Genomic DNA, 23426 nt, shown 5'->3' on the forward strand with positions numbered 1-23426 from the left:
GCTCTCAGCGGGCCAGCTCGAGGCCGTTGGTGGGGGCGGGCGGCACGGGCGGGATCGTCGGGTACGGCTCGAACGGCAGCGGGTCCTTGTGCAGGATCGGGAAGTACTGCGGGACCGTGCCGGTGGCGCGGGCGTAGGCGCAGGCGATCGCGCCGCAGGTGGCGGCGACGCCGAACTCGCCGGCGCCGCCGGGCTCCGGGGCCTCGGAGTCGTCGATGATCACGATGTTCATCTCGGGCGGGGTGTTCCACTGCCGGGTGTAGAAGTAGTTGTCCCAGCTGGCCTCGACGAAGTGCCCGTCCTCCAGGTGCAGCCCGGAGGTCAGCGTCATCGCGATCGCGTCGTTGATGCCGCCCATCATCTGCGCCTCGAGTCCGCGCGGGTTGATCACCAGGCCGATGTCGACGACGTAGGTCACCTTGGTGACGCGCGGCCCGGTCCGGGCCTCGCGGATCCGGCGGTTCACCGTCTCCGGGCGGCAGTCGAGCTCGACGACGGCGCAGGCGATGCCCTTGTACTCCTGGTGGATGGCGATGCCCTGGGCGGTGCCCTCCGGCATCGACTTCCCCCAGTCCGCCTCCTCGGCGGCCCGGTCGACGACCTTCTTGAACCGGTCGAGCTTCACGAAGCCGGACCGGAACTCGTACGGGTCCTTGCCGAGCTTCGCGGCGACCTGGTCGATCATCAGCTCGCGGGCGGTGGCCGTGTCCGGCGAGTAGATGTTGCGCATCGAGCAGGTGTTGAAGCGCATGTCGACCTCGTTGAGCAGTGAGGTCGCGACGCCGACGTTGTACGGGTTGGTCTGCGTGGTCAGGTAGATGGCCTGGGAGACCGAGTAGTTGCCGAGCGGGAGCTTCGCGACCGCGGCGGTGATCCCCTCGGAGAAGCCGGGGTTCACCTCGGTGGACACGCTGGTGTGCCGGATCTCGAAGCTGGACACCGACTCGCCGGTGACCTGCGCGCGCACCCGGGTGGTGGCCAGCGGGTGCACCCGGCCCTGCCGGGAGTCGTCGGCCCGGGTCCACATGAGCTTGACCGGCTTGCCCATCACCTTCGAGACCTCGGCGGCCTCCTGCAGCGCGTCGAAGAACAGCCGCCTGCCGAACGAGCCGCCGCCCTCGGTGACGTGGATGGTGACCGCGTTCTGCGGCAGCCCGAGCTCCTGGGCGATCTCGGCCTGGGCCGCGATCGGGCTCTTGGACGGGCCCCACAGCTCGGCCGAGCCGCTGCGGACGTCGGCGATCGCGCAGTTGGTCTCCAGTGCGGAGTTGCTGCGGAAGTAGAAGACGAAGTCGCCCTCGACGGTCTCGCCGGGCGCCTGCGGCACGGCCAGCGGCAGCTCGGCGCGGCGCACCGCGGCCAGGATCGACTCGTCGTCCTCGCCCTCGACGGTGCCGCCGTCCCAGCTCACGTCGAGCGCGTTGACCGCGTCGACGGCCTGGCCGAAGGTGACCGCGCGGACCGCGACGCCGGTGCGGACCTGCTCGACGTCGGTGACGCCCGGCATGTTCCGGACCTCGTCGAGGTTGTTCACGCCGGTCGGGGCGGAGTTGAGGTTCGGGCCGCGGCAGATCACGGTCGGCAGCGCGTCCGGGATCTGCAGGTCGGTGAGGAACTTCTTCCGGCCGGTGACCATCGCCCGCGCGTCGGACTTGGTCCGCGGCGTGCCGATGACGGTGAACTCCTCGCGCGGCTTCAGCACGACCTCGACGGCGTCGTCCACCGGGCTCGCGGCGAGCTCGGTGAGCTCGCCGAACGGCAGCTCCTCGCCGTTCTGGCCGAGGATCAGGCCGGTCCGGCTGGTGAGGACGCTCTTCTCCTGGCCCAGCTGCGCGGCGGCGGCGTCGAGCAGCCTGCCCTGGGCCAGCGCGGCGGCGACCCGGATCGGGGTGTAGGTGGAGAACGTCGTCGTCGAGCCGCCGGTGAGCTGGTTGAACACCAGCTCGGGGCGGGCGTCGGCGAGGGTGACGACGACCTGGTCCGGGTCCAGGTTCATCTCCTCGGCGATGATCATCTGGGTGGACGTGATGATGCCCTGGCCGTTGTCCGAGCGGGGCAGCGCGAACGAGACCGTCCCGTCCCGGTTGACCTCGATCCGGATCAGGTTCGCGGTCGGCCGGGCCGCGTCGCGGACGGCGTCGAGCAGGTCGTAGACCTCGGCGGGCAGCGGCGGCGACGGGATCGCCGCGGCGCTGGCCTGCGGCACGCCGCCGCCGAACAGGGTCTGCCGGCCCATCTCGGCGGCGACCACGAGGGTCGGCGCCGCGACGAGGTAGCCGAGGAAGCGGCGTCGGCTGACGTTCGACCGGGGGCCGTCGGACGCCGGACGCTCGGGGGCGGGGGCGCGATGAGCGGGCATCGTTGTCCTCTCCAGGGTGCTGCGGTGACCCACGTGGCGCCCCGCGTGCGGGGAGCGGGGGCGCCATGGGCTCTCGGGGCAGGCAACGAGGCCGATCGTTCGACGGTTACGCGCCGGTAGGCCCTTCCGGTGTCGATCGAATCCGCGCGTCCGCTCGCGGCCGATCACGTTCTTCGCAGGTCAACGAGGTGCCACCCAGGGGAGCCTTACCCGCATCTGCGGAGAAAACACCCTGCACGGCCCCGCACGGCCGCCGTTTCACCCTGTGAGGTGAACCACCCGTCCGGGTGAGGGTCGCTGATTGACACCGAACCGCTGAGGGGGTGTCGTCCGAAGGGGGGTCACGTCCGCCGCCGGGAGCCCTGGCGGCGGACGCGACGACCCCGGCGCGTCACCGTGGGCGTCTCACATGGCGTCGGCGCCGGCCCTGATCGCCTCGCGGATCCGGTTGTAGGTCCCGCACCGGCAGATGTTGCGGATCTCGTCCAGGGCCGCGTCGTCGATCTTGCGACCCTCCTCCTTGCACCGCCGCACCAGCGACACCGCAGCCATGATCTGACCCGGCTGGCAGTACCCGCACTGCGCCACGTCGTTGTCGATCCACGCCTGCTGCATCGGGTGCAGCTCGTCACCGTCGGCCAGACCCTCGATCGTCGTGACCTCGTCGGACTCCGACAGCGCGCCGACCGGCGTCGCGCACGGGTTGAACGCCTTGCCGTTGATGTGGCTGGTGCAGGCCTTGCAGACGTTGATCCCGCAGCCGTACTTCGGCCCGGTCACCCCGAGCAGGTCGCGCAGGACCCACAGCAGGCGGACGTCGTCGGCGACCTCGACCGAGACCTGCTCGCCGTTGAGCGTGAAGGTGTGTGTGGACATGTGGTGGGAGCTCCTCAGATCGGGCGACGCGTCAACGGGCCAGCTCGAGACCGTTGGTCGGCGAGGGCGGGATCGGGGGGACGGTCGGGTACGGCTCGAACGGCAGCGGGTCCTTGTGCATGATCGGGAAGTACTGCGGCACCGTCCCGGTCGCGCGGGCGTAGGCGTTCGCGATCGCCCCGCAGGTCGGCGCGACGGAGAGCTCGCCGACGCCGCCCGGCTCGGGCCGCCCGCTGTCGACGATGAAGATGTCCATCTCGGGCGGGGTGTTCCACTGCCGGGTGTAGAAGTAGTTGTCCCAGCTGGCCTCGACGAAGTGCCCGTCGACCAGGTGCAGCCCGGAGGTCAGCGTCATCGCGATCGCGTCGTTGATGCCGCCCATGATCTGGGCCTTGTAGCCGAGCGGGTTGATCACCAGACCGCCGTCGCTGGCGAACACGACCTTGGTGATCCGCGGCCCGGTGCGGGCGGCGCGGATCTCCCGGCCCACCGTCTCCGGCCGGCAGTCGATCTCCACCAGGCAGGCCGCGAAGCTCTTGTACTCGACGTGGAACCCGAGGCCCTGGGCGGTGCCGTCCTTCATGGACCGGCCCCAGTCACCCTCCTCGGCGACCTTGTCGAGGACCGCGCGCATCGCGTCGTTGCGCAGGAACTCACGGCGGAACTCGTACGGGTCCTTGCCCATCTTCGCGGCGATCTGGTCGACGATCAGGTCGCGCGCGGTGCCGACGTCCGGTGAGTACACGTTGCGCATCGATCCGGTGTTGAACCGCATGTCCACCTCGGACAGCGTGCGGGTCTGCACACCGAAGTCGTACGGCGTGTTCTGGGTGAGCTCCCAGATCGCCTCGGCGACGCCGACCTGGCCGAGCGGCGCCTTGGCCGCGGCGGCGGTGACCGCGTCGCCGAAGCCGTGCCCGAAGTCGCAGGCCACGCTGGTGTGCCGCTGCTCGAAGCTGACCACCGACTCGCCGGCGACGACCGCACGGATCCGCGAGGTGGCCAGCGGGTGCACCCGGCCCTGGCGGGAGTCGTCGGCCCGGCTCCAGATCAGCTTGACCGGCTTGCCGATCTTCTGCGAGATCTCGGCGGCCTCCATAGCGGCGTCGCCGAACAGCCTGCGGCCGAACGATCCGCCACCCTGGACGATGTGGATGGTCACCGCGTTGACCGGCAGGCCGAGCTGCTCGGCGATGTCGTACTGCACGGTGATCGGGATCTTCAGCGAGGTCCAGATCGTCGCCGAGCCGTCCCGGACGTCGGCGATCGCGGTGTTCGTCTCCAGCGCCGAGCTGCTGCGGAAGTAGAAGGCGAACTCGCCCTCGACGGTCTCGCCGGGCACGGACGGCACGGCGAGCGGGAGCTCCGCGGCGCGGACCTTCGCCAGGATCGACTCGTCGTCCTCGCCCTCGATCGTCCCGGCGTCCCAGCGCACGCGCAGCGCGTTGACGGCGTCGACGGCCTGGCCGTAGGTGTGCGCGCGGACCGCGACGCCGGTGCTGACCTCGACGACGTCGGTGACGCCCGGCATGTCCCGGACCTCGTCGGCGTTGGCGACGCCGAGCGGTGCGGAGTTCAGGTTCGGGCCGCGGCAGATCAGCGTCGGCAGCGCGTCCGGGACCTTCAGGTCCGCGATGAACTCCTTCTTGCCGGTGACGATCGCGCGGGCGTCGTTCTTGGTCCGCGGGGTGCCGATCACCCGGAAGTCCTCGCGCGGCTTCAGCGCGACCTGCACCTCGCGGGTGACGTCGCTGGCCGCGGCCTCGGTGAGCTCTCCGAACGGGATCGCGCTGCCGCCGGCACCGGTGATCAGGCCGGCCCGGCTGGTGAGCGTGTCGACGTCCTGGCCGAGGATGTGCGCGGCCGCGTCGAGCAGCCTGCCCTTGGCGAGCGCCGCGGCGACCCGGATCGGGGTGAAGGTGGAGAACGTCGTGCTCGAACCACCGGTGAGCTGGTTGAACACCAGTTCCGGCCGGGAGTCGGCGAGCGTGACGATCACCTGCTCGGGCTCCAGGTCCATCTCCTCGGCGATGATCATCGCGGTCGAGGTGACGATGCCCTGGCCGTTGTCCGAGCGGGGCAGCTGGAACGACACCGTGCCGTCCCGGTTGACCTCGACCCGGATCAGGTTCGCGGTCGGCCGCGAGGAGTCGCGGACCGCGTCGAGCAGGTCGTAGACATCGGCGACCTGGGGCGGCGAGGGGATCGCCGCGGCCGACGCCCCGGGCGGGGCGAACAGCTGCTGGCGACCCAGCTCGGCCGCGACGACCAGGGTGGGCGCGGCGACCAGGTAGCCGAGAAAGCGCCGTCGGCTGACGTCGCTGCGTGGTGTGCGTGCACGAGTCGGGGCAGACATCGTCGTCCTCTCCATCACCTCCGGCAGCTGTGATGCAGGGGAGCCGCTCGCCGGAGTCCGTCGAGGGCGAAACGAGGGCCGGTTCGCAGGGATGCGCGCAGCGGTTCGACCCCGATCCGGGGTACTTCTCCGCAGCACGTGCGGTCATCCGCTGGGTTCTCGCAGGTAGATCGGCCACCGTCGATTCTCATGATTCCGCAGATGCGGATGACAGCCGTCACGTTAATCCGCATTAACACGTTGCGGGACGGATTTCGCGATGACCTGTTCGTGTGAGCGTGGACACCTTCTTCGGTGGGTAGGCGTCCGTTCCGGCGTCAGCGGCGGCCGGCCCTCAGCAGCCGGACGAAGGTCCACGGCAGCACGACGAGCACGGCGACCGCGGCCAGCACGAGCCCGATCGCGATCGTCCAGGCCGGCGCCCCGCCCGCACCGGACAGCACGCCGAGCACCGGCAACGCCGCCGGCACGACGACGACCGCCGGCCACACCAGCGTGCCCAGCCACTTCTCGCCGACCGTCCACGCCCGGCCGGTCCAGAGCATCGCCACGCCGGCCAGCCAGCCGACGACCGGCAGCACGAAGCCGCCCAGCATCAGCATCAGCACGGTCAGCACGGGGTAGGCGTCCGGGTCGCCGGCGCTGCGCGGGGCCGGGCCGGTCGGGTCGGTCGGGTCGGTCGTCATGGTGGTCATCTCCTGCTCCTCCGTTCCGCGCCGGGTTCCGGCGCCGTGTCCACAGCGTCTCCCGGGGCCGGGGTGCGGGGCATCGGAGCAGGGACGGATCGTGCGCGTCGGACCGTGGTCGGACGCCGGGGCGCCGGGGCTCAGCCCCGGTCGGCCAGCGCGCCGTCGAGCACGGTGTCCAGCAGCGCCGCCAGCTCCGCCGCGAGATCGAACGGGGGCGGCTCGACGTGGATCCAGCGCACCACGGCCGAGTAGTAGCCCAGCGAGAGCAGCCGGCCGACCCGGGTCGGGTCCGCCGAGGGACGCAACCGCGCCCCACCGGCCGCGATCAGCTCGGCCAGCTCCTCGCCCAGGTCGTGCCCGAGCAGTGTGTTGCTGTTGCGCAGTGCCACCTCCATCAGCGCCGTCGTCTCGCCGCGGGTCGCGACGTTGAGCGCGGCGAGCGCGGCGAGGTAGCCGCCGAGCAGCTCGCGCAGCGACCGTCCGGCGGGATCGGCGGCGTCCAGCGAACGGGCCGCCGCCTCCCGGCGCCGGCGGGCCCACTCGTCGAGGAACAGCGCCTTGCGCGGGAAGTGGTTGAACACCGTCGTCCGGGCGACCCCGGAGCGGAGCGCGATCTCGTCCATCGAGGTCGCGTCGAAACCCTGCTCGACGAACAACTCGACGGCCGCGGCGTACACCCGGTCCCGGCGCTCGTTGCGCTTGCGGGTGCGCCGGGTCAGCGGCGGCGGGGCGTGCACCGCGGTGGACTCCATCCGGTTCAGTACAGCACAGCTCGACGGACGAAGTTGTACTCGGGTCTTGCTTCGTCGCGGCTCCGGGCCTACCTTCGGCCACACCGAATCTGTACTTGAGTACGGCTTCGCAGGCGAGAGGGACGGTGCACCGTGGCATCAACGACGACCATCCGGGACGTGCTCCGACGGGCGAACCCATGAGGTGGGTGACCTACGACGCCGGGTCCGGCCCGCGCGCCGGGCTGCTGGGCGGGGAGACGGTCCGCGGCCTGCCCGCCGGCGTCACCCTGCTCGGACTGCTCGGCGACGACGGCGAGCGGCTCGCCGACGCCGGTGCCACCGCCCGGTCGGCGCCCGCCGAGGTGCATCCGCTGGCCGGCGTCCGGCTGCTGGCCCCATCCCGCGACCCCCCTCGATCCGGGACGGTCTGTGCTTCCTGGACCACCTGCGCGGCTGCTACCGGGCCCTCGGCCGGCCCGCCGACCTGCACCCGGCCTGGTCGCAGACCCCCGCCTTCTACTTCGGGAACCCCGCCGCCGTGATCGGCCCGCACGACGACGTCCCGATCGCGCCCGGATCGCGCTGGTTCGACTTCGAGCTGGAGGTCGGCGCCGTCGTCGGCCGGGGTGGCCGTGATCTGCACCCGGACACCGCCGCGCGGCACATCGTCGGCTACACCTTCTACAACGACTGGACCGCCCGCGACCACCAGCTGCGCGACATGGCGCAGGGCATCGGGATGGGCAAGTCGAAGGACAGCGCGATCACCCTCGGCCCGGCGCTGGTCACCGCCGACGAGGTGCCGCCCGGGTTCGAGGTCGCCGCCGCCGTGAACGGCCGGGAGATCGCCCGCGGCTCGCTGTCCGGCATGGACTGGAGCTGGGGCGAGCTGCTCGCGTTCCTCTCCCGCGGCACCGACCTGGTGCCCGGCGACGTGATCGGGTCCGGCACCGTGCCCGGCGGCTGCCTGCTCGAACACGTCGACACGCCCGATCTCGGCGCCTTCACCGGGTGGCTCGCCCCCGGCGACGAGGTCGTGCTCTCCGCGACGGCGCTGGGCGAGACCCGGCAGACCGTCCGCCCGGCCGTACCACCGGTGCCCCTGAGTTCCTGGCACTGAGTTCCGGCACCGAGTTCCCGGCACCGAGCTCGACCCGCCCACCCCCCATCACCCGACGTCAACGCAGACGGAGGACCTCGTGTCCGTTGCCCCACCCCCCGCCGGAACCCCTGCCCCGCAGGCGTCCGCCCCCGTGGGGTGAAGCAGCTGGACGGCGCGCTCGGCGACTTCGCCCGGCACATCTTCGGGCCCTTCGATCTCGACGGCATCACGATGACCGGGCCGGACCGCACCTTCACCGGGGAGGAGAGCGTCGACGTCGGCGGACGCGAGGTCCGGCTGATCCAGGTCGGCCCGGCACACACCCCGGGTGACGCGCTGGTGCACGTGCCGGACGCCCGGTTGCTCTACGCCGGCGACGTCGTCTTCGTCGGGGGCACGCCGATCGCCTGGGCCGGGCCGATCGAGCGCTGGGTGGCGGCGCTGGACCTGATCCTGGACATGGAGATCGACACCGTGGTGCCGGGGCACGGCCCGGTCAGCGGGAAGCCCGAGGTCGCGGACATGCGCGAGTACCTGGTATTCGTCGAGGCCGAGGCGCGGAAGCGGTACGAGGACGGTATCGGGGTGGACGAGGCGGTCGCCTCGATCGATCTCGGCCGGTTCGCCGAGCTGCCGGAGTCCGGGCGGCTCGCGCAGAACGTGCTGAACACCTACCAGCACCTCGACCCGACCGTCGAGCGACCGGAGCGGCTCACCGTGCTGACGAAGATCGCCGCACTGGAGGGCTTCCCCGGCACCCCCTGACCCGACCACCCCGGAGGACGCTCCCGCGATGATCCACGACGCGTACGACCTGCTCACGGCCACCGCGACCGCCCGGCCGGAGGCGCCGTTCCTGCTGTTCGACGGCGACGACGGGCCGGTCCGGATCGGCTACGCCGAGCAGGTCCGGCGGGCGGACGCGACCGCGGGCCTGCTCGCCGGGCTCGGGTGGGCGCCGGTGACCGGGTGCACCTGATCACGGCGAACCGGCCGGAGTTCCTGGACGTCTGGTTCGGCTGCGCCCGGCTCGGCGCCGTCGTCGTGCCGGTGAACCCGCTGTCCACCACCGCCGAGGTCGCGCACCAGCTCACCGACTCGCACGCGACGCTGTCGGTCGCCGATCCACAGCTGCGGGCCACGGTCGTCGCCGCGGCCGGTGACCTGCCCGTGCTGGACGCCGACGAGCTGCCGGCCCGCCGGGCCGACGCGCCGCCACCGCCGCCGCACCGGCCCGCCGCGACCGCGGCGATCATGTTCACCTCCGGCACCACCAGCGCCCCGAAGGGCGTGCAGGTCACCCCGGCCAACTACCTGCGGGCCGGCCGGCCGTCGCCGCGCACCTGGGCGTCACCGCCGAGGACCGGTGGCTGGTCACGCTGCCGCTGTTCCACGGCAACGCCCAGTACTACTGCCTGATGTCCGCGCTGGTCGCGGGCGGTTCGATCGCGCTCACGCCGCGGTTCTCCGCGACCGGCTGGCCGCGCCAGGCCCGGGTGCTGGAACCGACCCTGGCCAGCCTGTTCGCCGCGCCGATCCGGATGCTGCTCGCCCGCTCCGAGCCCGACCCGGCGGACGCGGCCAACGCGCTGCGCCTGGTGCTGTTCGCGCAGAACCTGTCCGGCTCCCAGGCCGCCGCGTTCGAGGCCCGGTTCGGCGCCCCGCTGGTCCAGCTCTACGGGATGACCGAGACCGTCGTCCCGCCGCTGGTGAACCCGCTCGACGAGCGGCGCCGCTGGGACTCGATCGGATTGCCGCTGCCCGGCGTGCAGGTCCGGGTCGTCGACGCCGACGGCGCCCCGGTGCCACCCGGCACCCCCGGCGAGCTGCAGATCGGCGGGACCCCCGGCGTCGACCTGACCCCCGGCTACGACGGCCGTCCCGACGCCACCGCCGCCCTGTTCGACGACGGCTGGCTGCGCACCGGCGATCTCGTCCGGCTGGACGACACCGGCCGCGCCTACTTCGTCGACCGGGCCGGTGACCTGGTCAAACGGGCCGGGGAGAACGTGTCGACCGGCGAGGTCGAGCAGGTGCTCGGCGGGCACCCGGCGGTGCTGGAGAGCGCCGTGCACGGGATGCCCGATCCGGTGTACGACGAGATCGTCGTCGCGCACGTCGTGCTCCGGGACGGGCACGAGGCCGGGCCGGAGGAGCTGATCGCCTGGTGCCGGGAGCGGCTGTCCCGGTTCAAGGTCCCGGAGCGGGTGCTGGTGCGCTCGGAGCTGCCCCGCACGACCATCGGGAAGATCCGGAAGGACGTGCTGCGCACCGAAACCGTCCCGCCGCACTGACCCCGCTGCTCGGCGGCCTACGGCACCCCCGCCGGTGTTCGCACGGGATCGGGCCGTTCGCACGGGATCCGATCCGGTGCGGACGGGGGCTCAGCCGGGGTGTCGCCGGGGTACGGCGGCGCGGAGGTCCCGGACGTCCGGGTGCGCCGCGTGCGGCTGCAGGGCGACGAGCATCGCGCCCAGATCTGCCAGCGCGTGCGCCGAGCCGGTGTCCCGGACGAGGTCCAGCGCGTCGCGCCCGGCGGCGACGGCCCGGTCCACGTCGCCGCCCCGGGCCGCGGCCAGCGCGAGATCGGCCAGGTACCGGGACCGGTCGCGCGGATAGCTCTCCGGCAGCGCGTCGCAGGCCGCGGCGAACAGCTCAGCGGCCGGTCCGTGACGGCCCAGTTCGAGATCGACGACGCCGCGCTGGAACAGCAGGCGGGCGCGGTCCTGGAAGTACACCCACGGCGGCTCGGCCTCCGGCGCCGCGGCGGCCCGCTCGGCCCAGGACCCGGCCTGCTCGATCAGCCGGTGCGCCGCGTCGGCGTCCCCGTCGAGCGCGTGCCCGCGCGCCTCCTGCTGGGCGATCAGGCCGAGCACGCCGGGCGACACCCGGCCGGGGTGGCGTTGCCCGGCTGCGGCCAATCCGACCGCGCGCGCCGGATCGCGGGCGGCCCATGCCATGTGCGACTTCAGGCTCAGCACCGATACCAGCATGTTCGCGTCGCCGGTCTCGGACGCGGCCTCGGCGGCCCGGTCGTAGTGGGCCAGGGCATCGGCGACCCGGCCGAGATCCTGCGCCTGCCACCCGGCGAACTGGCGCCACTGCGCGCCGATCGAGAGCAGGTCGTGCCGGACGCCGGCGCGGGCGGCCCGGCTCAGATCGTCGATCACGTCGAGCTGCGCCAGCGTGGTCGGCAGCACCCGGCCGGCGCCGAGCACGTCCTCGAGGCGACGCTGCCCGTCGAGCAGGACGGCCAGGTGCCCGACGACGGCGTGATCCACGCGTTCCGGGCGGTCGAGCACCCGGGCCAACCGGTCCGACAGGTCGGGATCGGTGGCCGTCGCGAGGATCGGCGGCGCCGCGCCGGCCCGCTCGGCGCCGAGCCACCGGCCGAGGAGGTTGCCGTCGGCGCCGAGTGCGACGTCGAGCGCCTCGACCACCGGCCGCGACGGCCAACGGCGCAGGTGCTCGACGTGACTGAGATGGGTGCGGTGCACGTGCGCGGCGTCGGCGACGTCGGCCAGCGACCGGCCGGACACCGCGCGCAGGCGGGCCAGCTCCGCGGCGAACTCCGCGCGCCTGGTCACCTGTGGTCTCCCGGTGTAGTCCGGACGGTGTCTACGCGGACACTCTGCCCGGCCCCGGGACGGGGCGCCACGCTCGGCGCGGTGCGGAGACCACGAAGCACCGACCGGCGGGACCTCGATCCGTGCGGACGGTCCGGCGGGCGCGTCGAGCTGATGTCGGCGGCCGATCGGCGGACCCACTACGCCACGGACCTCGACTACGGCGCGGCTCTGGCCGCGCGGATCGAGATCGTCCCGGCCGTGTGCGGGGCGCAGATCAGGCTGTGTGCACTGGTTACCCCGCCCGGACCGCTGTGCCCGCACTGCATCGCGGCACCGGAGCCGGGCGCCCGCCCCTCGTGACGAGATCCGCACGGGTTCGGCTCGTTCGCACGGGATCGGATCCCGTGCGGATGCGACGAACCCGTGCGGACGGTGACAAGGCGGGTGTTCCAGAGCGGCGGTTGCACGATGCCCGCCACACGGCCGCGACTGTTCTGCTGCTGCTCGGCGTCACCGAGCGGACGGTGATGGCGGTAATGGGGTGGTCGAGCACCGCGATGACAGCTCGTTACCAGCACGTAGTGGCGGCAGTCCGGCGCGATGTCGCAGTCCAAATGGGTGGATTGCACTGGCGCCCAACGGTCGATGAAGAAGCCTGACGCCGGGCGAGCACTCGGTCGATCCAACAATCCGCGAGTCCCCGAAACGCAGATTACAGATCGAGTCTCTGAGCACTGAGGTAGTCCCCATTGGCTGGCCCGCCCGTGTCCCACCACTCCTCGATGTTTGCTCGGATGACAAGACCGGCTGATTGAACGGAAGACTTCTTGAAGTCATCCGCACTTCCGATCTTCAGTCGCCACCTGCTGGTCCCGGCCGGAGTCTCCACCGCGACTTCGCAGTGGACGGCACCCGACCCGGGATCGACACCAAGCCCCTCAAGAACGATCCTTCTGTGATCGTTCTCAACAAGCGGCTGACTTGCGCTTCGGAACAGCTCGGCTACCGACCACTCGCTCACAGTATCGAGAACCCACCTTACGGCTCGTTAATTGGAACAAAGACCGGACACTCCCGGGGCGCCTGCGCCCTACCCTCGGATCGCAGGCTCGTAGTATTGGGATAGTTCAGCGGATAGGCGGTGATCACGCCCTGCGGACGGAACCCACCCCTTCCGATAGGGCCCGGATTGACCACGACTCTGAACAGCTCGAGGCAGTCCGCATTAAAGATTGAGTAGATGGTCTTATCCTTGCTCTGCTGACCACGCGCGATCGCCTCCGCGATCCGGGAGTCGAAACCGGCGTTCCAACGTCCGCGCGATACGACATGTCTAAACCCGTACGTCTGCGTTCCGCACCGCAGGGGCAACACTAGACTGCCGCGCCGATAGTTGACCACTACCGATTCTTCGCTCTTCTCATTACAGAAAGTAGGGGGAACGCTCGCGGACGCAGTTCCACTGATCATGATCGTAGAGACGATCGACAAAGCGACAAGAGCGACACTGATACATGCGCGTCGAAACACGATCTCTCCGCTTCTTCTCGGATACCGAGAATCGTTGCGTGGCGATACGATCGAGGCAAGACCAGAAACAATTATCGCCCGATCAAGGCTACGAAGACGACCAAGGTGGCCCACAGAGCGATCACCTTGCGCGTACGCACCGCCATGACATCACGCAATCGGGGGACCGACCGTACTCGAGTCGCACCGCGCTGATGTTCGAGCTCCCCCACGCCACCCGGAGCTGCCATCGGCAGCAACCCGGACGACGCGGGCCCGCTCTCGTACCCGGGCGGCAGGGCCCGGCTCCTACAGCGCAAACGCCACCACAACTGCAACCAACAGCAAAGGGCCGGACCCCCGACCCGGGGATCCGGCCCTCCGACCAGCGGTAGCGGTGGGATTTGAACCCACGGAGGCGTGAACCTCACGCGCTTTCGAGGCGCGCTCCTTCGGCCGCTCGGACACGCTACCGCCGAGAAGGCTACTAGACGGCCCCGCGCGGAACGGGCGGGGGGTCAGCCCCGGTGATCGGCGAAGAACGACTCCAGCAGGGCCGCCGCCTCGCCCTCCCGGATCCCCCCGACGACCTCCGGACGGTGCGTCAGCCTGCGGTCCCGCAGCACGTCCCACAGCGAGCCGACGGCGCCGGTCTTCGGTTCCCAGGCGCCGAACACCACCCGCTCGATCCGGGCGAGGGCGATCGCGCCGGCGCACATCGTGCACGGTTCGACGGTCACCGCGAGCGTCGCGCCGGTGAGCCGCCAGGAGCCGACCACCCGCGCGGCGGCGCGCAGGGCGAGCACCTCGGCGTGCGCGGTGGGGTCGCCGAGCGCCTCGCGGGCGTTGCAGGCGGCGGCCAGCTCGGAGCCGTCGGCGTCGAGCACGACGGCGCCGATCGGGACGTCACCGGTCGCCGTCGCCGCCCGCGCCACCTGCAGCGCGCGGACGACAGCTGCCTCGTCGGCGGGCCGGAACACGCTCAGGAGTTGACGATCTCGTCCAGCTGACCGGCGAAGCCGCAGCGCCGGGCGATCGTGTCGAGCTGCTCGTCCGGGTAGAGCTCCAGGTCCGAGACCAGGACCTCCAGCTCGTCGGCGGGCAGGCCGAGATCGGCCAGGATGCCGAGGTCGCCCTCCGGCCAGGGGTCGTCGAGCACGTCGTCGTCCGGCGGGAGCTCGACCCGCAGCAGGTCCAGGACGTCGGCGGCGACGTCGTAGTCCAGCGCGGCGACCGCGTCGGAGATCAGCAGCCGCACCCCGCCCGCGGACGGGCGCAGCAGGACGAAGAACTCGTCGTCGACGTCGAGCAGGCCGAGCACCGCCCCGGTGGACCGCTGCGTGCGCAGCGCGGTGATCGCCGCGTCGAGATCGACCAGTGCCTCGGCATCGAGCCGGACACAGCGCCACCGCCCCTCCTCGCGGATCGCGGCGACCGCGAATCCGGGCAGGGCGGCACCCCGGGTGTCCGGGGCTGCCTCGACGCTCTGGGTTGGCACGTCGACAACGGTACGTCCAGAACGTCGTGTGAGCCACGCCACGACCAGGTATGCGTGGTCACATCGGTCCGGCGGGTCGCCCGGCGGACGACGGTGGACGACGATCGGTCCATGGCCATCACCCACGCGTCGGTGTCCCGCCTGCCCGACGGGCTGATCGCGCAGGCGCGCACGCTCCAGCCGCGGACCGTGGCGCTGCGCCGTGAGCTGCACCGGGCGCCCGAGCTGGGCCTCGATCTGCCGCGCACCCGCGACGCCCTCCTCGCCGCCCTGCGGGACCTGCCGCTCACGATCCGGACCGGCCGGTCGTGCAGCTCAGTGGTGGCAGTCCTGGAGGGAACGCGGCCCGGGCCGACGGTGCTGCTGCGCGGGGACATGGACGCGCTGCCGCTGCAGGAGGACACCGGACTGGACTTCGCGTCCGGGACCGACGGCGCGATGCACGCCTGCGGGCACGACACGCACACGGCGATGCTGGCGTCGGCGGCCCGCCTGCTGGCCGGTCACCGGGACCGGATCGCCGGTCGGGTGCTGCTGATGTTCCAGCCGGGCGAGGAAGGATTCCACGGGGCCCGGCACATGATCGACGAGGGACTGCTCGACGACGGCCCGGAGCTCGCCTACGCCCTGCACATCTCCTCGACCGTCCCCAGCGGCGAGCTGCACCACCGGCCCGGACCGATCATGGCGGCGGCCGACGTGCTGACGGTCACGGTGACCGGCCGGGGCGGGCACGCGTCCGCACCGCAGGACGCCTGCGACCCGGTTCCGGCGGCCGCGGCCATGGTCGGCGGGCTGCAGACACTGCTGGGCCGGCGGGTCGCCCCGCACGACGCGGCAGTGCTCACGGTCGCCCGGATCCAGGCCGGGACGACCGACAACGTCATCCCCGAGACGGCCGAGCTGACCGGCACCCTGCGGACGCTGTCCGAGCCGGTCCGGGCGTTGCTGCACAACGAGATCGAGCAACACTGCCGGTACCTGGCGCTGGCCCACGGCTGCACCGCCGAGGTCCGGATCACCACCGGCTACCCGGTCACGGTGAACGACGGCCCGGCGACCTCGGCGCTGGTCCGGGTCGGCGAGCAGGTGCTGGGCGAGGGCGCCTGCGTGCCGATGACGAACCCGTTGATGGGCGCCGAGGACTTCTCCTACGTCCTGGCGCGGGTGCCGGGATCGCTGGCGTTCCTCGGGGCCCGGCCACCCGGGGTCGCCGCCGCGGACGCGCCGCCGAACCACTCGAACCGGGTGGTGTTCGACGAGGCCGCGTTCCCCGCCGGGGTCGCCGTCTACGCGGCCCTCGCGCTGGCCGCGCTGACCTGAGCCGGCCACGAGCGCGTCGGCCGCGGGGGCGGTGCCGGCCGGGGCTCGACGTCGGCGGCGGGGTGCGATGTCGGCCGCGGGCCGATGCCGGCCATGGCCCGGCGTCAACCACGGCCCGGCGTCAGCCGTGGGCCGGCCAGGGCTTTGTCGGTTCGGCGCTCGGCGCACCGCACCCCTGGCCCGACATCGCACCCCTACCCGCGCTTCGGTCGCACCCCTGGCGCGACGCCGCACCCCTCGGAACCGGTGCGGTGCCGAACCAGGGGTGCGAGGCGGGACCCGGGGTGCGACGACGGGCCGGGAATGCTGCGTTGCGCCGAGGGACGACGCCCCGCCAGGGGTGCGCGGCCCCGCCAAGGGTGCGAGGACGTACTGGCCTGAACCGCCACCGGACGGCACGCTGGACGACGTGCTCCCGCTCCCCGATCTGGTGCGGGCCCTCGACTCCGGCGAGCTCTCCCCCACCGAGCACCTCGACGACGTCCTGGCCCGGCTCGACGCCGACCGCACCGGCAGCGTCATCGTCCCCGACCGCGAGCGGGCCCGCGCCCGGGCCGCCGAGCTGACGGTGCTCGCGCTCCGCGGCGAGCGGATCGGCCCGCTGCACGGGGTGACGGTCGGGATCAAGGACCTCGTCGACGTCGCCGGGCTGCCGACCCGCTGCGGCTCACGCCTGCTCGACGACGCCCCGCCGGCCCGGGCCGACGCCCCGGTGGTGGCGATGCTCCGGGCAGCGGGCGCGGTCGTCGTCGGGAAGCTGCACACCCACGAGTTCGCCTACGGCCCGGCCGGCGACGTCGCGGCGACCGGGCCCGCCCGCAACCCGCACGATCTCGGCCGGATCACCGGCGGCTCGTCGTCCGGGTCGGCGGCGGCGGTCGCGGCCGGGCACCTGCCGCTCACCGTCGGCACCGACACCGGGGCGAGCGTGCGCACCCCGGCCGCGCTCTGCGGGGTGGCGGGCTGGAAGCCGCGCCGCGGCACCCTGCCCGGGGGTGGGGTGTTCCCGCTGGCGGAGTCGTTCGACACGGTCGGCCTGCTCGCCGCCGACGCCGCCTCGCTCGCACTCGCCCGGGCCGCGCTCGCCGGCGCCGTGCTCACCGGCCCGGGGCCCGCGGCCGCCCAGCCGTACCGGATCGGGGTGGCGACCGGGCACTGGTGGCGGCCGCACGACCCGGCGATCACCGACGCGGTCCGGACCGTCGCCGGCACCCTTGCCGGGCTCGGCGCGGACGTGTCCGAACAGGACACCCCCGGCGTCGACGAGCTGGCCGCGACCTACCCGGTGATCACCGGCGCCGAGGCGTTCGCGACGCACCGCGAGTGGTTCGCACGACGCCGCGACGAGTACCAGCCCGCCACCGTCGAGCGCCTCGCCCCGCACGCCGACGTCCCGGCGCACGCCTACGTCGACGCGCAGCGGACCCGGCGCCGGCTCGCCGCCGCACTGACCGGGCATCTCGGCTGCGACGTCCTGCTCTGCCCCACCACCCGGCTGCGGGCCACCCCGATCGGCGCCGGCACCGTGCCCACACCGGACGGCGAGATCGCGGTGCGGCCCGCGCTGCTGGAGACCACCTCGCCGTTCAACCTGCTGGACCTGCCGGTGGTGGCGCTGCCGGTCCCGGTCCCGGGGCTCCCGGCCGGCGTCCAGCTGGTGGGTGTGACGGTCGGCGACGACGTGCTGCTCGACCTGGCCGGCGCCGTCGAACGGGCACTGCGGTGATCCTCCCGGTGGCGGTCGCCCGCGGGGTCGCCGCCGGCGGGATCGACCGCGCCTACCGCCGCTGGACGAGCGCCCGGGTCCGCGCGGGCTCGACGCTGCGCACCCCGGCCGGCGTCGTCGAGATCGTCGCGGTGGACGAGATCGATCCGTCCTCGATCACCGACGACGACGCCCGCGCGGCAGGAGCCGGCTCCGCCGCGGCCGTCCGCCGGGCGTTCCGCGGCGACCCCGGCGACCCGGTGTTCCGGATCCGGCTGCGCGCCGCCGGGGCCGATCCGCGGGTGGCGCTGCGTGACACCCCGCTCACCGGCCCGGACGAGCTGGACGAGCTGGTCCGGCGGCTGGACCGGCTGGACCGGGCGTCCCGGCACGGCCCGTGGACCAGGGCGACGCTGCGCTGCGTCGCCGACCACCCCGGTGAGCGGGCCGCTGATCTGGCGGGCCGGCTCGGGCGGGAGCGGGACCCGCTGAAGCTCGATGTCCGGAAGCTCAAGGACCTGGGGCTGACCGAGAGCCTGGGGACCGGGTACCGGATCTCGCCGCGCGGCGCGGCCTTCCTGGCGACGGGCCGCTGAGGCGCCCAACCCGGGGGCCTCTACCCTCCGGACGCATGCGAGCCGTGTGCGTGCTGGGGACCGGACTGATCGGCGGGTCGCTGATGCGTGCCGCGGCGCGCGCCGGACGCGAGGTCTGGGGCACCGCGGCCTCCGACGCGACCGCCGCGGCGGCCGTCGCGGACGGGTTCGACGTCACCACCGACACCGACGCCGCGCTGGCCCGGGCCGACGCGGCCGACGCTCTGGTCGTCGTCGCGGTCCCGCTGACCGCGCTCGAACCGGTGCTGCGCCGGATCGACGCCGTCGCCCCCACCTGCCGGCTCACCGACGCGGTCAGCGTGAAGGTCGCCGTCGCCGACGCGGTCGCCGAGTTCGCACCGCGCGCCCGCTACGTGGGCGGCCACCCGATGGCCGGGACCGCGGAGTCCGGCTGGGCGGCCGGCGATCCGGACCTGTTCGACGGCGCCGCCTGGGTGGTCGCCGCCGACGACGGCCTGGACCTCGACGTCTGGCGCGACGTCGCCGGGCTGGCCTGGGCCTGCGGCTCCCGGGTGGTCCCCGCGGCCGTCGACGAGCACGACATCGCGGTCGCCCGGATCTCGCACCTGCCGCACCTGTTCGCCGCGGTGCTCGCCTCGGTCGGCGCCGGCGACCAGGGTGACGATCTCGCGCTGGCGCTGTCCGCGGGCTCGTTCGCCGACGGCACCCGGGTCGCCGGCACCCGGCCCGAGCTGGTGCTGGCGATGTGCGAGGGCAACCGCGCGGCGCTGCTCGCCGCCGTCGACGACGCGCTGGGCCGGCTCGGCGCGATGCGCGGCGCGCTGGCCTCCACCGGCGGGCTCGCCGCGACCGTCCGGGCCGGCCACGAGGCGCGGATGCGCTGGGCGTCCACCCGGGAGCCGCTGGAGCTGCCGGTGTCCCTGGACGGGGAGCCGTCGGCGGTGCTGGCCGAGCTGCGCGAGCTGGGCCGCCGCGGCGACGTCGTGGAGCGCCCGAAGGACTGAGCCTCAGCCCGCGGGCAGCTCGGTGCGGGCGGCGACGCCCGGGTACCCGATCACGAAGCCGTCGGCGTCGACGGTCAGGTCCGCGGCCGTGCCGCCCGCCTCGAAGCCGACGACGGCGGGCTCGGAGCCGGTGCCCACCCGCACCGTGCGGTAGGTCTGCTCGGTGGCCTCCACCCGCAGCGTCGGGAGGTCCACGAACACCATCGGCACGACGTGCTCGCCCTTGTCCCGGTGTAGCCCGAGCCGGCGGACCGGCAGCGCGTTGAACACCGGGCTGAACGCGAGATCGACGTCGCGGGCGCCGTGGAACTCGCCGCGGGTGCCGCCGGAGCCGTCGTCGACCAGCCAGACGCCGTCGGTGCTGCGGCTGATCGTCAGCTGCTGCTCGCCGCCGGCGGTCGCGACGTCCACGGCCAGCCGGGACAGCGTCCCGTCACCGGCCACGACCAGCCGGTACGACGCGGTCAGCACGCCGCCGGGCAGGTCACGGATGCCGCGGATCATCCGGCCGACCGCGCGGAAACCGCCGCCGGAGGTGGTGATCCGGGCGGACTCCAGACCGTCGGCGCCGTCGGTGTCCGGATCGGCACGCCAGCTGAGCATGATCGCCATGCACACCTCCGCCTCGGGGGTTCGACGTCACGGGACTGCCATTGCACACCGCCGCACCGCGTGCGCAGAAGGGTGATGATCGTGTCATCATCCGGGTTCGCGGCGCACGTCGGACGGGTCGACGTCGTCGCGCACCCCGCGGAACACGGGTTGCCGCAGCCGCCCCGCCTGCGTCCGGCCCAGGTGCGCGACCTCCACCACGACCGACGGGGTGCACCATCTGGCCCCGGCCGCGTCCACCCGCGGGACCGCCGTCGCGAACGGCCGCGTGCCGGACTCCAGCGGCCCGAGCCGCGCGGCGAGCACCTGCTGCACCGCGGACCCGGCGAGGCCGGACCCGACCCGGCCGGCGAACTCCAGCCCGTCCGGGCCGGGGATGCCGAGCAGCAGCGCGCCGATCCGGTTCCCGCTGGTCCGCTCCGGCCGCCAGCCGCCGACCAGGCAGCTCTGCGAGTGCCGGTGCGCGACCTTCACCCAGTCCGGGCTGCGCCGGCCCGGCCGGTACACCGACGTCTCCTTCTTCGCGACGACGCCCTCTAGCCCGCGCTGGGCGGTGACCGCGAGCAGCGCCGCCCCGTCCGGGTAGCGCGGGGACACCTCGACCTGCGGGACGCGGGCCGGGTCCAGTCGGTCCAGCGTCGCGCGGCGCTCGGCCAGCGGCCGGTCCAGCAGCGGCACCCCGTAGAGCTGCAGCACGTCGAACACCATGAACGTGACCGGGCGGCGCTGCGCGGCGGCCGGGCCCACCACCCCCTGCATGCGGTGGGCGAGCGCGGCGAAGCTGGGGGCGCCGTCGTCGAGCAGGACGACCTCGCCGTCCAGCACGACGTCGGGCGCCAGCTCCACCAGTCCGGCGAGCTCGGGAAAGTTCGCGGTGACATCCCGGCCGGAACGGGTACGCAGGCGCAGTACCGGTGCCGTGCCGCCGGGGCCCGCCGGGTCCTCGGTCACCGACGCCAGCACGCGCATGCCGTCCCACTTGACCTCGAACGACCAGCCCGGACCGGTCGGGAGCGGTCCGGGGGTGGCGAGCATGGGCAACACACCGTCATGCTGTCACCGAACGCCGGGGCGAGGGGGATGAGCCAGTGCGTGCCATCTGGAGCGGGGCCGTGTCGTTCGGCCTGGTCAGCGTCCCGATCAAGGTGTACTCGGCGACGTCGAACCACGACGTGCGCTTCCACCAGGTGCACGGCGAGGACGGCGGCCGGATCCGCTACAAGCGGACCTGCGAGGTGTGCGGCGAGGAGGTGTCCTACGCCGACATCGTCAAGGGCTTCGAGACGCCCGAGGGCGAGCTGATCACGCTCGACGAGAACGACCTCGCCTCGCTGCCGGTCTCCACCGGTCACGAGATCGACGTGGTCGAGTTCGTGCCGAACGACCAGATCGACCCGATGCTGTTCGACAAGACCTACTACCTCGAACCGGAGACGAAGGCCGCGAAGCCCTACGCGCTGCTGCGCGAGGCGCTGAACGAGACCGACCGGACGGCCGTGGTGAAGGTGGCGCTGCGCCAGCGCGAGACCCTCGCGCTGCTCCGGGTGCGCGGCAAGGTGATCGTGCTGCAGACCCTGATCTGGACCGACGAGGTGCGCGAACCCGACTTCGACGTGCTGGACACCGACGTCGAGCTGCGCCCGCAGGAGCTGCAGATGGCGGCCTCGCTGGTGGAGTCGATGGGCGCCGACTTCGACCCGGCCGAGTTCCACGACGAGTACCGGGACGCGATGGTCGACCTGATCGAGACCAAGCGGTCCGACGGCGACGCCCGGCCCGCGCCCGCCGCGGAGCGGTCCGACGACGGCGCCGACTCGATGAGCGACCTGCTCTCCGCGCTGCAGGCGAGCGTGGACGCCGCCCGGTCGAGCGGAAAGGGTTCCAGCAGCTCCGGCAGCTCGAGCAGTTCCGGCAGCTCGAGTAGTTCGGGCAGCTCCGGCTCCGGCGGCACGAAGAGCAGCTCGTCGGGCCGGGCGAAGACCGGCACCCGCAGCCGCCGCTCGGGCACCGCCGCGGAGAGCGGATCCGGCTCGTCCGGCCGGAAGACGTCGTCGGGCACCCGCTCCCGCAGCACGTCCGGCGGCACGGACGGGGACGCGTCCACCGGCACCGACGACGCGAAGCCGGCCACCACCCGCCGGCGCAGCCGCAAGACCGCCTGAGGTCAGGGGCCGAAGCTCGACTCCGGCGGGCGCTGGTCGTTCTGCAGCGCCCCGAACAGCGCCGATGCCCGCTCCCGGTCCCAGCGCAGGTTCGAGCCGCCCGCGCTGCCGCCGATCGGCACCGTCGTCTGGACCCCGTCACTGCCGGACGCCCCGCGCATCGCCCAGGCCAGCCCGGCGACGTTCCACAGCCGGTCCGAGTCGTCGACGGTGATCGTCTCCGTGACCGCGGACGCCAGCGGGACGGTGCGGAACGGGTTGAGCAGGGTCAGCGGGCTGGTCGCCTTGCTGAGCAGCGCGGAGAGGAACTCGCGCTGCCGCTGCACCCGGTCGAAGTCGGAGCCGGGGGTGGCCCGGGTGCGGACGTAGCCGAGCGCGGTCTGGCCGTCCATCTCCTGGCAGCCCGCCTCGATGTCCAGCCCGGCGAGCGGGTCGTTCATCGCCTCGTCCACGCACATCTCGACGCCGCCGACGGCGTCCACCGCGCCGACGAAGCCGCCGAACCCGACCTCGACGTAGTGGTCGATCTGCAGTCCGGTGGCCTGCTCGACGGTCGCCACGAGCAGCTGCGGGCCGCCGAACGCGAACGCGGCGTTGATCTTGTTGCTGCCGTACCCGGGGATCGGGACGTAGGAGTCGCGGGGCAGCGAGACCAGCACGTCGCCGGACCGGCCGCTGTGCAGCAGCATGATCGTGTCGGTGCGCTGGCCGGCCGCGTCGCCGGTCGCCAGGCGCTCCTCGTCCTCGGCGGACAGGCCCTCCCGGCTGTCCGAGCCGACGATCAGGTAGTTCGTGCCGGAGCCGCTGCCCGCACTCTCCGCGGGGAGCGCCTCGACCCGGGTCATGTTCTGGTCGAGATAGACCCCGAACCCGACGAACGCGACCAGCAGCACGATCAGCACGGCCTTCCAGCGGCCGCGCAGCATCCCGCGCGCCCGCCGCCAGTCGGGCAGCGTCGGCCCCTTGGTGATCCGCCCGTCCCGGGGGGCGAGCGAGGCCGGGTGCACGCCGGGGCCGGGGCCGGCGGGACCGGCCGGACGGGGCATCGCGGTGCCGCGGGGCGGCACGCCGGAGCGGGACGTCCGGCCGGGCGGCGGGGAGCGCAGCGGGCCGCGGCCGCGGGCCGGCGGCGACTGCCGGGGATTCTGGGGCTGCTGGGGCGGTGACGGCGGCGGCATCGGCCGCCCGCCGCGCCCGGGGAGCGGGCGGGGGCCGCGCGCCGGCTGGTTCGCCCAGCCCGGGCTGCCCCCTCGCGGGGGCGGGCCGCGGAACTCTCCGGCCATGCCTGCTCCACCGTCCAACCGGCCCGCGGTTCGCGGGGCCCTCACCGTCCGACCATACTGCCCCGCC

General features: G+C 73.3%; 21 protein-coding genes, 1 tRNA gene and 2 pseudogenes. 12 read left to right on the forward strand and 12 right to left on the reverse strand.

The window, feature by feature from the left end:
- Positions 1-4 precede the first annotated feature (4 nt).
- The 5 genes from ABZ881_RS00690 to ABZ881_RS00710 form a co-directional block, all read right to left on the reverse strand.
- A complete protein-coding gene (locus ABZ881_RS00690; protein ID WP_358480637.1) occupies positions 5-2359 on the reverse strand; it encodes a molybdopterin cofactor-binding domain-containing protein in 2355 nt (784 codons plus the stop codon).
- A gap of 405 nt (positions 2360-2764) precedes the next feature.
- On the reverse strand, positions 2765-3235 hold the full coding sequence (locus tag ABZ881_RS00695; protein WP_344023157.1) for a (2Fe-2S)-binding protein: 471 nt from the start codon (positions 3233-3235) through the stop codon (positions 2765-2767).
- Between the two features lie 31 nt (positions 3236-3266).
- The gene (locus ABZ881_RS00700) at positions 3267-5591 is read right to left on the reverse strand and encodes a molybdopterin cofactor-binding domain-containing protein (RefSeq protein ID WP_358480639.1); all 2325 of its coding nucleotides are present in this window, start codon (positions 5589-5591) and stop codon (positions 3267-3269) included.
- Positions 5592-5908: 317 nt separating this feature from the next.
- On the reverse strand, positions 5909-6286 hold the full coding sequence (locus ABZ881_RS00705; protein WP_358480640.1) for a hypothetical protein: 378 nt from the start codon (positions 6284-6286) through the stop codon (positions 5909-5911).
- Positions 6287-6417: 131 nt separating this feature from the next.
- Positions 6418-7032 (reverse strand): helix-turn-helix domain-containing protein, encoded by a 615-nt coding sequence (locus tag ABZ881_RS00710; protein ID WP_344023152.1) that lies wholly within the window; start codon positions 7030-7032, stop codon positions 6418-6420.
- Between the two features lie 188 nt (positions 7033-7220).
- Here ABZ881_RS00710 and ABZ881_RS00715 point away from each other — a divergent pair, with 188 nt between their 5' ends.
- From ABZ881_RS00715 to ABZ881_RS00740, 6 genes and pseudogenes are all read left to right on the forward strand, one after another.
- Positions 7221-7556, forward strand: coding sequence for a hypothetical protein (locus ABZ881_RS00715; protein WP_358481085.1), 336 nt, complete (start codon positions 7221-7223; stop codon positions 7554-7556).
- Positions 7460-8134 carry a fumarylacetoacetate hydrolase family protein gene (locus ABZ881_RS00720; RefSeq protein ID WP_358481087.1) on the forward strand — a complete coding sequence of 225 codons (675 nt, stop codon included), beginning with the start codon at positions 7460-7462 and terminating at the stop codon, positions 8132-8134. The genes ABZ881_RS00715 and ABZ881_RS00720 overlap by 97 nt, the downstream gene beginning before the upstream one ends.
- Positions 8135-8266: 132 nt before the next feature.
- Positions 8267-8881 (forward strand): annotated as a pseudogene (locus ABZ881_RS00725) (MBL fold metallo-hydrolase); the annotation flags it as partial.
- Between the two features lie 28 nt (positions 8882-8909).
- A complete protein-coding gene (locus ABZ881_RS00730; protein ID WP_358480643.1) occupies positions 8910-9095 on the forward strand; it encodes a hypothetical protein in 186 nt (61 codons plus the stop codon).
- Positions 9086-9535 (forward strand): class I adenylate-forming enzyme family protein, encoded by a 450-nt coding sequence (locus ABZ881_RS00735; protein ID WP_358480645.1) that lies wholly within the window; start codon positions 9086-9088, stop codon positions 9533-9535. Before ABZ881_RS00730 ends, ABZ881_RS00735 begins: the two co-directional genes overlap by 10 nt.
- Positions 9502-10410 carry an AMP-binding protein gene (locus tag ABZ881_RS00740; RefSeq protein ID WP_358481089.1) on the forward strand — a complete coding sequence of 303 codons (909 nt, stop codon included), beginning with the start codon at positions 9502-9504 and terminating at the stop codon, positions 10408-10410. The genes ABZ881_RS00735 and ABZ881_RS00740 overlap by 34 nt, the downstream gene beginning before the upstream one ends.
- A gap of 90 nt (positions 10411-10500) precedes the next feature.
- On the opposite strand, the gene ABZ881_RS00745 is transcribed toward ABZ881_RS00740, so the two are convergent.
- On the reverse strand, positions 10501-11703 hold the full coding sequence (locus tag ABZ881_RS00745; RefSeq protein ID WP_358480647.1) for a helix-turn-helix transcriptional regulator: 1203 nt from the start codon (positions 11701-11703) through the stop codon (positions 10501-10503).
- Positions 11704-12122: 419 nt separating this feature from the next.
- Here ABZ881_RS00745 and ABZ881_RS00750 point away from each other — a divergent pair.
- Positions 12123-12344, forward strand: a pseudogene (locus ABZ881_RS00750) (tyrosine-type recombinase/integrase); the annotation flags it as partial.
- A 1239-nt stretch (positions 12345-13583) separates the two neighbouring features.
- Here the strand turns inward: ABZ881_RS00750 and ABZ881_RS00755 are convergent.
- From ABZ881_RS00755 to ABZ881_RS00765, 3 genes are all read right to left on the reverse strand, one after another.
- A tRNA-Ser gene (locus ABZ881_RS00755) sits at positions 13584-13668 on the reverse strand.
- Between the two features lie 44 nt (positions 13669-13712).
- Positions 13713-14174 (reverse strand): nucleoside deaminase, encoded by a 462-nt coding sequence (locus ABZ881_RS00760; RefSeq protein WP_358480649.1) that lies wholly within the window; start codon positions 14172-14174, stop codon positions 13713-13715.
- A 2-nt stretch (positions 14175-14176) separates the two neighbouring features.
- Positions 14177-14692: a tRNA adenosine deaminase-associated protein gene (locus ABZ881_RS00765; protein ID WP_358480651.1), complete on the reverse strand. Its 516-nt coding sequence runs from the start codon at positions 14690-14692 to the stop codon at positions 14177-14179.
- 111 nt (positions 14693-14803) lie between these two features.
- Between ABZ881_RS00765 and ABZ881_RS00770 the strand changes: the two genes are divergently transcribed.
- From ABZ881_RS00770 to ABZ881_RS00785, 4 genes are all read left to right on the forward strand, one after another.
- Positions 14804-16015 carry a M20 family metallopeptidase gene (locus tag ABZ881_RS00770; RefSeq protein ID WP_358480652.1) on the forward strand — a complete coding sequence of 404 codons (1212 nt, stop codon included), beginning with the start codon at positions 14804-14806 and terminating at the stop codon, positions 16013-16015.
- A 409-nt stretch (positions 16016-16424) separates the two neighbouring features.
- Positions 16425-17741, forward strand: a complete 1317-nt coding sequence (locus tag ABZ881_RS00775) for an amidase (protein WP_358480654.1) — start codon at positions 16425-16427, stop codon at positions 17739-17741.
- A complete protein-coding gene (locus ABZ881_RS00780) occupies positions 17738-18316 on the forward strand; it encodes a hypothetical protein (RefSeq protein WP_358480656.1) in 579 nt (192 codons plus the stop codon). Before ABZ881_RS00775 ends, ABZ881_RS00780 begins: the two co-directional genes overlap by 4 nt.
- A gap of 35 nt (positions 18317-18351) precedes the next feature.
- On the forward strand, positions 18352-19302 hold the full coding sequence (locus ABZ881_RS00785; protein ID WP_358480657.1) for a prephenate dehydrogenase: 951 nt from the start codon (positions 18352-18354) through the stop codon (positions 19300-19302).
- A gap of 3 nt (positions 19303-19305) precedes the next feature.
- Here ABZ881_RS00785 and ABZ881_RS00790 read toward each other — a convergent pair whose 3' ends face one another.
- Together ABZ881_RS00790 and ligD are read right to left on the reverse strand one after the other, a co-directional pair.
- The gene (locus tag ABZ881_RS00790; protein WP_358480659.1) at positions 19306-19914 is read right to left on the reverse strand and encodes a putative glycolipid-binding domain-containing protein; all 609 of its coding nucleotides are present in this window, start codon (positions 19912-19914) and stop codon (positions 19306-19308) included.
- An 87-nt stretch (positions 19915-20001) separates the two neighbouring features.
- A complete protein-coding gene (gene ligD / locus ABZ881_RS00795) occupies positions 20002-20949 on the reverse strand; it encodes a non-homologous end-joining DNA ligase (protein ID WP_358480660.1) in 948 nt (315 codons plus the stop codon).
- 53 nt (positions 20950-21002) lie between these two features.
- On the opposite strand from ligD, the gene ABZ881_RS00800 reads away from it, so the two are divergent.
- Positions 21003-22076, forward strand: a complete 1074-nt coding sequence (locus tag ABZ881_RS00800; protein WP_358480662.1) for a Ku protein — start codon at positions 21003-21005, stop codon at positions 22074-22076.
- 2 nt (positions 22077-22078) lie between these two features.
- On the opposite strand, the gene ABZ881_RS00805 is transcribed toward ABZ881_RS00800, so the two are convergent.
- Positions 22079-23359, reverse strand: a complete 1281-nt coding sequence (locus ABZ881_RS00805; RefSeq protein WP_358480664.1) for an LCP family protein — start codon at positions 23357-23359, stop codon at positions 22079-22081.
- Positions 23360-23426: the final 67 nt, after the last annotated feature.

Source organism: Pseudonocardia sp. NPDC046786 (assembly GCF_040645415.1).
GTDB lineage: Bacteria > Actinomycetota > Actinomycetes > Mycobacteriales > Pseudonocardiaceae > Pseudonocardia > Pseudonocardia kongjuensis.

Bases quoted from the DNA above. Each gene is read 5' to 3' on its own strand.
- ABZ881_RS00690 (WP_358480637.1), bottom strand. From the start codon at position 2,359: ATGCCCGCTCATCGCGCCCCCGCCCCCGAGCGTCCGGCGTCCGACGGC.
- ABZ881_RS00695 (WP_344023157.1), bottom strand. From the start codon at position 3,235: ATGTCCACACACACCTTCACGCTCAACGGCGAGCAGGTCTCGGTCGAG.
- ABZ881_RS00700 (WP_358480639.1), bottom strand. From the start codon at position 5,591: ATGTCTGCCCCGACTCGTGCACGCACACCACGCAGCGACGTCAGCCGA.
- ABZ881_RS00705 (WP_358480640.1), bottom strand. From the start codon at position 6,286: ATGACCACCATGACGACCGACCCGACCGACCCGACCGGCCCGGCCCCG.
- ABZ881_RS00710 (WP_344023152.1), bottom strand. From the start codon at position 7,032: ATGGAGTCCACCGCGGTGCACGCCCCGCCGCCGCTGACCCGGCGCACC.
- ABZ881_RS00730 (WP_358480643.1), top strand. From the start codon at position 8,910: ATGATCCACGACGCGTACGACCTGCTCACGGCCACCGCGACCGCCCGG.
- ABZ881_RS00770 (WP_358480652.1), top strand. From the start codon at position 14,804: ATGGCCATCACCCACGCGTCGGTGTCCCGCCTGCCCGACGGGCTGATC.
- ABZ881_RS00785 (WP_358480657.1), top strand. From the start codon at position 18,352: ATGCGAGCCGTGTGCGTGCTGGGGACCGGACTGATCGGCGGGTCGCTG.
- ABZ881_RS00790 (WP_358480659.1), bottom strand. From the start codon at position 19,914: ATGGCGATCATGCTCAGCTGGCGTGCCGATCCGGACACCGACGGCGCC.
- ligD (WP_358480660.1), bottom strand. From the start codon at position 20,949: ATGCTCGCCACCCCCGGACCGCTCCCGACCGGTCCGGGCTGGTCGTTC.
- ABZ881_RS00805 (WP_358480664.1), bottom strand. From the start codon at position 23,359: ATGGCCGGAGAGTTCCGCGGCCCGCCCCCGCGAGGGGGCAGCCCGGGC.